The sequence below is a fragment of the Meiothermus cerbereus genome, from assembly GCF_051297115.1.
Taxonomy (GTDB): Bacteria; Deinococcota; Deinococci; order Deinococcales; family Thermaceae; genus Meiothermus; species Meiothermus cerbereus_A.
In genome coordinates this window covers 24,704-33,670 of the sequence record NZ_JBEVAL010000030.1, presented here as the reverse complement: position 1 = coordinate 33,670, position 8,967 = coordinate 24,704, and the positions used below count along the sequence as shown (strand labels likewise).

Below are 8,967 nucleotides of genomic sequence, written 5' to 3'. Positions count from 1 at the left end.
TCTTCTCCCACAGCCCCGTCATACCTTTCCACGCCGTCCGACACGCCGCTTTCCCCGCTGCAGCCTAGTTGCCTAAATCCAGGACACACCCGCTGTCAAGTATGAACAAGCACTCAGACGAAAAAACCGTACAATAACAAGGGGTTTATTAAGACCCAGAAAGGAGGCTTGGGTACAAAGCGAGGAGCGCAGGGGGTCGGGAAGGCAAGGCGAAGGTGTCTAAGGTGTCTTAGGAAGGCCTTCCTCGACCTTACGAGGTGGCGGTCTCTAATAGAGATAAGCAGCAAGCTGCAAAAGATCGAGCTATTCCGCGGATGCCGCCAGGGTGTGAACCTCCCCCTCTCCGCTGGCCCCAAACAGGTCGGGGACCAGAAGAGCCCTGCGGGAAAACCGGTCGCGTGAGCGGCGGACAACCAAAGGGCAGGGTTCAAAGGGAATGATAGAAGCCAATCGGCGAAACACGGGCCGCTGGTGGCGGGCTGCCCCTGGGGTCTTTCGCCCCAGTCTGGTGCAAATGGCAGTGGGCCGGCCCGCAAAATGGGCTATGGTTTGAGTTATTGGAGAGTGAGGTTGCAAAGATGTGTGGAATCGTGGGATATGTGGGTTTTCGAAATGCATCGGAGGTAATTCTAGACGGGCTAAAGCGCCTGGAGTACCGTGGCTACGACTCGGCGGGCATTGCGGTTAAGGTAAACGGGCACCTCGAGGTGGTCAAAAAAGCCGGCAAGCTTCAGGTGCTGGCCGACAGCCTAAAAGAGCACCGCCTGAGCGGTCATTTTGGTGTGGGACACACCCGCTGGGCTACCCACGGGGCCCCCACCGACCCCAACGCCCACCCTCACGCTACCGAGAAGGGCGAGATTGTGGTCATCCACAACGGTATCATCGAAAACTATCTGCCCCTCAAGGAAGGCCTGATTGCCAGGGGCCATACCTTCACCTCCGAGACCGACTCGGAGGTGCTGGCCCACCTGATTGAGGAGAAATACCGGGGCGATCTGGTAGAGGCGGTGCGGCTGGCCCTGGCTGAGGCCTACGGTGCTTACGCCCTGGTGGTGGCCCACCAGGATCACGAAGAGATTGTGGTGGCCCGCACGGTGAGCCCGCTGGTGATCGGGCTGGGCGAGGGGGAAAACTTTGTGGCCTCGGACGTGCCAGCCCTGCTGCCCTACACCCGTCGGGTGATCTTCCTGCACGATGGCGATATGGCGGTGGTGCAGCGCGAGGGGGTAAGGGTAACCGACCTGGCCGGCAATCCGGTAGAGCGCGAAGTGGTAACGGTGGACTGGAGCCTCGAGGCCGCCGAAAAGGGTGGGCACCCCCACTACATGCTCAAGGAAATCTACGAGCAGCCCCGGGTGCTGGAAAACACCCTGGGGGGCCGCCTGCACGAGGAGGAGGCTGGGGTGGAACTGGGCCTCAAGCTGGAGCCCACCCGCTACGACAAGGTGCACATCGTGGCCTGTGGCACCGCCTACTATGCGGCCTGGGTAGGCAAGTACCTGCTGGAAGCCCTGGCAAGGGTTCCGGTGGAAATTGATGTGGCCTCCGAGTACCGCTACCGCGACCCGGTGGTGGACGACAAAACCCTGGCTATCTGCATCAGCCAGTCGGGCGAGACCATCGACACCCTGGAGGCCATCCGCGAAGCGGGGCGCAAGGGCGCAGGAACCCTGGGGGTCATCAACGCCAAAGGCAGCAGCATCACCCGCGAGGTAGACGACACCCTCTATATCCACGCCGGGCCCGAGATCGGGGTGGCCTCGACCAAGGCCTATATCGCCATGCTGGCCGCTATGGCGATGGTGGCAGTCTGGATGGGCCGGGCCAAGGGCACCCTGGACGAGCGCATTGCAGGGGAAATTTTGCGCGAGATGCGTAAGCTGCCCCGGCTGGTGGAAGAGGCGCTCGAGCATCGCCCCCACGTGGCCCACATTGCCGAGAAGTACCACCAGGCCCAGGACTATCTCTTCCTGGGGCGGCACATCCAGGCCCCCACCGCTTACGAAGGGGCCCTCAAGCTCAAGGAAATTAGCTACATCCACGCCGAAGCCTACCCCGCCGGCGAGGTGAAGCACGGCCCCATCGCCCTGATTGACGAACGCCTGCCGGTGGTGGTGCTCGCTACGCAAAGCCCCTTCTACGAAAAAACCGTTTCCAACATCCAGGAAGTGCGGGCCCGGGGCGGGCGGGTGATTGCCGTAGCCACCGAAGGCGACACCGAGGTACAGAAGTTTGCCCAGGAGGTGATCTATGTGCCCAAGGTGCATCACCTGCTGGCCCCGGTGGTCAGCGTGGTGCCCCTGCAACTGCTGGCCTACGAGACCGCGGTGTGTCTGGGCCGCGACGTGGATCAGCCCCGCAACCTGGCCAAGAGCGTGACGGTGGAGTAGAGCCCTTTTCCCTTTGGTTCTTCACAAACCCAGGCCCACCAAGCGCCCGGCGTATCCTTGACTGGTTTTGTGCCGCCCCCATGCCGGTGCTGCCGGGATGGGGTGGTGCTGGGCCCACGGCCTGCCACAATAAGAAGCATGGAAATCTACCTGGGCACCGGCGGCTACACCAACGAGGACTGGGTGGGTCTGCTTTACCCCCCAGAGGCCAAAAAGGAGGAGTGGCTATCCATTTACACCCGGCACTATAACGCTGTAGAGCTGAACTCTTCCTTCTACAACATCCCTGGCCGCAAAGCCTTTGCTGGAATGCTCAGGCGCAGCCAGGGGCGGGTGCACTGGGCCATCAAGATTCACCAGAGCATGACCCACCAGCGCAATGCCAGCAACGACGATTACCAGCGGCTTTTTGAGTCGGTGGCCCCCCTGCGGGAGGCGGGGGTGCTGGGGCCTTTTCTGGCCCAGTTCCCGCAGAGCTTCCACCGCACCCCCGAGAACCGCAAGTACCTTGCCGAGCTGACCCAGCGCTTCGCCGACCAAAGCCTGGCCCCCGGCGGGCTGGCGGTGGAGTTTCGCCATGCCTCCTGGGATCAGAAGGAGGTGCGCGAAGCGTTTGGCAAGGCCGGCCTGATCTGGGTCAGCACCGACTACCCCCCCCTACCCGGCCTGCCCAAAAATGAGCTGCACATCACCAGCGAAACCGCCTACATCCGGCTCTCGGGGCGCAACAAGGCGAAGTGGTACGAGGGCAAGGACCAGGCTGAGCGGCACGACTACCGCTACCTCGAGGGCGAGCTGCGCTTTTGGGTACAAGCGCTGCAAGAAGCGCTCGAGCACCACCCCCTGACCCAGGTCTGGTTCATCTTCAACAACACCACCAGAGGCCATGCCCTGGTGAACCTGGAGATGCTGAAGAGGTTGCTGGAAGAAGCGGGGCTGCCGGTAGGGTAAAGGCGCTAACGCGGGCTGGCCAATTGCGGCCTAGCCAGAAAGAGCAAAAGCGCCAGCCCGATCAGCACCGCCGAAAACACATAGGGATAGGCCGGGGAAAGCCCGTATAAAGAGGTGCCCAGCACCGGCCCCAACATGCGCCCCAGGGCCTGCGCGGCACTGGATAGGCCCGCCACCACACCTTGCTCGTGGTCGGAAACCGCCAGCGACTGGGCCGCAGTTAGACCCGGGCCGGTCATGGAGCCCAGCCCCAGCAGCACCAGCGAGGCTGTGAGCCAGGCAAAGCTGGGGGCAAACACCAGGCCCAGGTAGCCCAGCAGCAACAGGGGCAAACCCAGGCCCAGCAAGGCCCTGGGCGGCCACCTGACCAGCCGCACCCAGAAACCCTGCACCAGCACCCCCACCACGCCAAAAATCACCAGGGCTGTACCTACGGCCTGGGCAGTCTGGGCGGGGCTTAGCGCCAGGCGATCCTGGTACAAAAAGGCCACGGTCTGCTCCATGGCGATGGAGGCCAGGTTGATGCTCAGACCGATGAGCAGCAAGGGCAGAATGCGGGGGTCGGTCCAGGCCAGCCTGGGGGGGGCTGGGGGGCGCTCCTGGGGCTTGCGTGACTCGGGCAAAACCCGCCACACAAACAGCGCATTCAGAAGGGCCAGGCTAGCCGAAAAAACCACCGGCGCCAATAGGCCAAAGTGCGCCAGACCAGCCCCAATCGCTGGACCAAAAATCACACCAAGGCCAAACGCAGCCCCCAGCACAGCAAAGCTCTGGGTGCGCTGCTCGCGCGGGGTGATGTCGGCCAGATAGGCCTGGGCGGTAGGCAGGGTGGCCGAGGAAAAAGCCCCACCCAGCAGCCTGGAAAGCAGCAGGAAAGCAAACAGTCCCCAGCCCGAAAGCACTTGCTGGTAGCCCAGCCAGGCGAACAGGGCAAACAAGAAGAAGCTTGAGGCGAAGCCCAAAATGCCCACCAGCAGGATGGGCTTGCGTCCCATCAGCTCACTCTGGCGCCCCCAGTAGGAGGCCAGGAGGAACTGCATCAGGGCATAGCCGGTGGAAAACAGCCCGACCTGCACCTCGCTCAAGCCCAGCTCGCGCGAAAGCGGCCCCAGAATGGGAAACAAAACCGATAGGCCCAAAATGCTGTTGAACAGCGTCAGAAACAACAACGAGAGCGGTTTCACCGGTCAACAGTGTACATCCTGGGTGGCCTGGCAAACCCCTGTCGGTGTGCCAGCAGATACGCCGTCGTGCACTAAAGCGATAAGTGTAGGCTGGCAAGTGGCCCTATTTGACGTAGGTCAACCAGGCTTTGTATCTGGGGTTTTTACCGTGCACCACATCCATATAAGCCGCCCTGAGCTTCATGGTGTGTTCACCAGCCCTGCCAGTGCCGATGGGCCGGTGATCAAGGTAGGAGATGGGTGTAACCTCGGCGGCGGTACCTACCATAAACATCTCGTCGGCCATGTAAAGCTGGTCGCGGGTGGCCCGCACCTCGCGCACCTCGTAGCCCAGGTCGCGGGCAATGGTAATGACCGAGTCGCGGGTTATGCCCATCAGGTTGACCGAGTGTTCGACTGCGTACAGCACGCCACCCCGAAAGAAGAAGATGTTTTCACCCGACCCCTCCGCCACAAAGCCCTCCTTGTCGAGCAGCAGGGCCTCATCGGCCCCGGCCTGCTGGGCCTCCACGCGGGCCAGGGCGCTGTTGACGTAGTTGCCCCCCACTTTGGCCTTGCCGGGCATCACATTGGCCGGAAAGCGGGCCCAGGACGAGGTGATGAGCCGGGCTCCCTTGCGCACCGCCTCGTCGCCCAGGTAAGTGCCCCACTCCCAGGCGGCAATCATTACCTCGGCCGGGTTGTTGGGCAGGGGGTTCACCCCCAGTGTGTTGGCCCCCATCCAGGCCAGCGGGCGGATGTAGCAGCTTTTGTAGCCATTGGCCCGGATAACCTCCTGAACGGCCTGGTTAATCTGCTCGGGGCTAAAGGGCATTTCGAACATCATGACTTTGGCGCTGTGAAAAAAGCGCTCGGTGTGCTCTTGCAGGCGGAAGATGGCGGGGCCTTCTGGGGTCTCGTAGGCCCGGATGCCCTCAAATATGCTGGTGCCATAGTGCAGGGCGTGGGTCAGTACCGAGACCCTGGCCTCTTCCTGGGGCACCATCTGCCCGTTGAACCAGATCAGCCCGGCCTTCATTTTGCTATCGCCCCCAACATTTTTGGATTTGGTTTCGGTTGTCATGTTTCCTCCGTAAGGTTGCCGCAGATGGGCCCGGTGCGCCTGATATAAATCCCTGGCGCTATAACGCGGACACCCCAATCATACCTCTTTGAGCAACGAGCCCAGCGTCTCGGGTAGCAGGTGGCGGTAAGCCCGAACCTCTTTTTCGCCCGTGCGAAGTTGCAGGTAGCGCCGCGCGGTATCCTGCAGAATGGGTATTAGTTCGGGCTGCTGGATAACCTGGGGCAGCAGGTCGCGTAGCTGGGCCTCGAGCTTTTGTTGGGCCAGGTAGCGGGCAGCCTGCAGGGGCTCGCCCTCGAGGCGTGTTCTGAGCGGAAAGCGGGTCAGGCGTCCCGCCTCGCGTTGCACAGCGGGTGCCGCCAGGAGCGTCTGGCAGGGTTTGCAGGGGTGCTCCGGGCTGGGCCCGCCACAGATGGGGCAGGGTGGGTGGGGGTTTTCTTTCTGCCTTTGCAGCACCGCCCTTCCGGCCCGCAGAATCACCCCCTGAAGGTCCTGGGGGGAGCGCTGGGCCAGCTTTTGCAGCCGGGCCTCTTCCTCGGGATCCAGCTTGGGCAGTGCTGTAGGCTTGCTTTTGGGTCTGGCTTTTTTCTCAGCCCCCACCAAAAACCGCAGCTCCTGCACCAGGCCTGGCTGCTTTTCCTGGTAGCGCCGGATGAACTCTTCCCGCAGATAGGTAAGCTGATGGGCAACCACCGAGTCGGCCACGCGGACGAACAACACCCCATCCTCCAGACGCTCGGCCTCGGTGAGCTCGCTCAGGGCTGGCCCCGCAATCTCGGGCCACAGCACCAGCGCCCGGCCCCGCCGAATCCCAGCGCTAAGCCCTTTTTGGCGCAAAATTTTAGCGACAATTTCGGCAGATGGTCTGGCCCTGGACATCCCCTTAAAGGCTAGGCAAAAAAGACAGCCTTGGCTACTACCCCACCCACCAATGGGCTCTGCTGGAGTATGGTAGCGGCCATGGAACTCAGCCCCCAATCCTGGGCCGTGGCCCTGCTGGCTGCCTGGCTGGTGGGCGCTTCCAAAACCGGGTTGTCCGGCGCGGTAACCATTGCGGTGGTCTTGTTTGCCAGCATTATTCCGGCCCGCGAGGCCACCGGTGCTCTGCTGCCGGTGCTGATCTGCGCCGATTTTCTGGCTGTAAGCATGCTGCACAAAAACGTGCGCTGGCAGGAGCTTTTGCGTATTTTTCCCTGGACCGCAGTGGGGGTTGTCCTGGGTACGGTCATGCTCTACTTGAGCAACGATACGCAGGTGCAGCGGGTGATTGGGGCCATTGTGGCAACCATGACCCTGTATCAGCTTTACCGCAAGGCCCGCAACCTGAGCGATGTGAACATATCAAAGCACCCCGCCTTTGCCCCCAGCATGGGCGTGGCTGCTGGTTTTACCACCATGGTGGCCAATGCAGCCGGGCCTTTTGTGCTCATCTACATGCTGGCCATGCGGATGGGGAAGCTCGAGGTGGTGGGGAGCATCGCCTGGTACTTCCTGGTGGTCAATCTGTTTAAGGTGCCCTTTGCGGCAGGGCTGGGCCTCATTACCTGGGAGTCGCTCGCCTTCAACCTGTGGCTGGTGCCCGCGGTGGTGCTGGGCGCGGTGGCGGGCCGTCGGCTCCTGAACCACATCCGGCAGAGCACCTTCGAGTGGATGGCCCTGGCCCTGGCCTTGCTGGGCGGCCTTCGTTTGCTGCTTTTCTGAAGGGGTTTTGCGCTGGCGCTTTCAGGATTTGCGCTTCTTGCTGGGTTTTTTTCCTGGCCTCGAGGCCGTCTTTGTGTGGGGTGGTTCAAGCGCAGAAGGCCTGGCCCAGGCCCGCCGCAACCGGAACAAACCCCACACCGAGGCCACAACCAACCCCAGCGCAACAGCAAAAACAGAAGCGGCCAGTCGAAACCAGGAGGGGTGTATCCGCTCCCCCGAGGGCAGGCTAAGGGGTTCGCTCGAGGTCACCAACAAGCCGGCATAAGGCAGCAGCCGCAGCAAAACAAATCCCATAAACAGCGCCACCATCGCAGCCAGAATGGCCAGCCCCAGCAGCAAGGCCCAGGCCAGCCCGCGCCGGGCTTCCTGTAGCGAATGGGTGTTTGGGGTTTCCTTCGGCATTACTGGCTCCAGACCCCAGCTTCGATCTCGACCACGGCCCCTGCGCCTGGGGTTTCCAGCCCCGCCAGAATGGCCTGCGGCAGGCTCTGGGCGTAAGCCAGCAAGGCCCCCCGACGGCGCGCATCCAGCTCACTGTTCCACTCGTCTACCAGCAAAAGCGGGGCCTCCTGGTAGTGCTGCCAGAGCAGGCGGTGTTCGGCCAGACGCAGCGCCAGGGCAATGCTACGACACTCGCCCCGGCTGCCGTAGCGCGCCGCCTCGCGGCCCGAGAGCAGGATGATGAGGTCGTCGCGGTGGGGTCCTACACTGGTTGCGCCACGCTGGAGGTCTTCTGGTAGGTTGTCTTCAAGGGCTTGCAAGAAGCGTTCGGGTTCGGTGGTCTCGGACAGCTCCAGCTTTAGCTCGCCCGGCGCAAGCTCGCGGTAGGCTTCGCGGGCCAGGGGGGTTAGCCTGGACAGCATCCGGCGGCGCAGGCTTAGAATCTCGCTGCCATACTTGACCAGTTCGTGGTTCCAGATGCCAATGGCGGCCCGGATACCGCCTTGTTTGCCCTCGAGCATAGGGGCATCTGCCCGTCCTGCGCCTTCCCCCCCACGCCCCCTAAAACTGCTTTTCAAAACGGCATTGCGCTGTTGCAAAGCCCGGCTGTACTGGCCCAGCATCACACGGTAGCGGGCCGAAAAGCGCGCAAGCAGCAGATCCAAAAAGCGACGGCGTTCCTCCGGGGGGCCCAGCACCAGCTCCAGGTCGTCGGGACCCAGCAGAACCGCGCCCGGCAACTGGGCCAGCTCACGCAGCGAGGCCGGGGCTTCGTTGAGCCGGTGCTCGCGGCCTTCGCGGCTCAGTTTCACCTCCAGGCGGCTATTGCCAAACTGGGTCTCGATCTCGGCATGGAGCCAGGCCTCGCTCTGGCCAAAGGCAATGCGCTCGGTCATGCCGTTGCGCAGTTCACCGCCCAGGGCCAGCTCGATGGCCTCGAGCAGGTTGGTCTTGCCCTGGGCATTGCCGCCCACGATGGTGGTCAGGCCCGGCCCCGGCACAAAAAGCGGGGTGGAAAGGTTTCGAAAGTTTTTTTGCCGCAACCGCAACAGACGCACTGGCTATAGGCTAAAGGCCAGAAGCCTGGGGCTCAAGACCGCAAGGCTCATTTATGGGTACGGGTGCGGGGCAGTGCGGTTGGTGGGCACAGGTCAAACACGCCGGGAGGAATGCGGCCCCCAAGGCTCCTGCCCAGGTGGCTTATTCACAACCCGCCCTGAAGGTAAGATAGCCC

General features: G+C 62.6%; 8 protein-coding genes. 3 read left to right on the top strand and 5 right to left on the bottom strand.

All coding sequences use genetic code 11. The features are described from left to right. Nucleotides 1–578: 578 nt before the first annotated feature. Both glmS and ABWU19_RS08145 read left to right on the top strand, forming a co-directional pair. Complete coding sequence (gene glmS, locus ABWU19_RS08150; RefSeq protein WP_435901211.1) at nucleotides 579–2,393, top strand: glutamine--fructose-6-phosphate transaminase (isomerizing); 1,815 nt, start codon at nucleotides 579–581, stop codon at nucleotides 2,391–2,393. Nucleotides 2,394–2,531: 138 nt separating this feature from the next. Continuing rightward, on the top strand, nucleotides 2,532–3,344 hold the full coding sequence (locus ABWU19_RS08145; protein ID WP_435901210.1) for a DUF72 domain-containing protein: 813 nt from the start codon (nucleotides 2,532–2,534) through the stop codon (nucleotides 3,342–3,344). A 5-nt stretch (nucleotides 3,345–3,349) separates the two neighbouring features. On the opposite strand, the gene ABWU19_RS08140 is transcribed toward ABWU19_RS08145, so the two are convergent. From ABWU19_RS08140 to ABWU19_RS08130, 3 genes are all read right to left on the bottom strand, one after another. Further along, nucleotides 3,350–4,528 carry an MFS transporter gene (locus ABWU19_RS08140; protein ID WP_435901209.1) on the bottom strand — a complete coding sequence of 393 codons (1,179 nt, stop codon included), beginning with the start codon at nucleotides 4,526–4,528 and terminating at the stop codon, nucleotides 3,350–3,352. Nucleotides 4,529–4,631: 103 nt separating this feature from the next. Next, a complete protein-coding gene (locus tag ABWU19_RS08135; RefSeq protein WP_435901208.1) occupies nucleotides 4,632–5,591 on the bottom strand; it encodes a branched-chain amino acid transaminase in 960 nt (319 codons plus the stop codon). A gap of 78 nt (nucleotides 5,592–5,669) precedes the next feature. Beyond that, nucleotides 5,670–6,470: a DUF721 domain-containing protein gene (locus tag ABWU19_RS08130; protein ID WP_435901207.1), complete on the bottom strand. Its 801-nt coding sequence runs from the start codon at nucleotides 6,468–6,470 to the stop codon at nucleotides 5,670–5,672. 81 nt (nucleotides 6,471–6,551) lie between these two features. Here ABWU19_RS08130 and ABWU19_RS08125 point away from each other — a divergent pair, with 81 nt between their 5' ends. Next, on the top strand, nucleotides 6,552–7,292 hold the full coding sequence (locus ABWU19_RS08125) for a sulfite exporter TauE/SafE family protein (RefSeq protein WP_435901206.1): 741 nt from the start codon (nucleotides 6,552–6,554) through the stop codon (nucleotides 7,290–7,292). 21 nt (nucleotides 7,293–7,313) lie between these two features. Here ABWU19_RS08125 and ABWU19_RS08120 read toward each other — a convergent pair whose 3' ends face one another. Both ABWU19_RS08120 and recF read right to left on the bottom strand, forming a co-directional pair. Continuing rightward, on the bottom strand, nucleotides 7,314–7,694 hold the full coding sequence (locus ABWU19_RS08120) for a hypothetical protein (protein ID WP_435901205.1): 381 nt from the start codon (nucleotides 7,692–7,694) through the stop codon (nucleotides 7,314–7,316). Further along, nucleotides 7,694–8,791 (bottom strand): DNA replication/repair protein RecF, encoded by a 1,098-nt coding sequence (gene recF, locus ABWU19_RS08115; RefSeq protein ID WP_435901204.1) that lies wholly within the window; start codon nucleotides 8,789–8,791, stop codon nucleotides 7,694–7,696. The genes ABWU19_RS08120 and recF overlap by 1 nt, the downstream gene beginning before the upstream one ends. Between the last annotated feature and the right edge of the window lie 176 nt (nucleotides 8,792–8,967).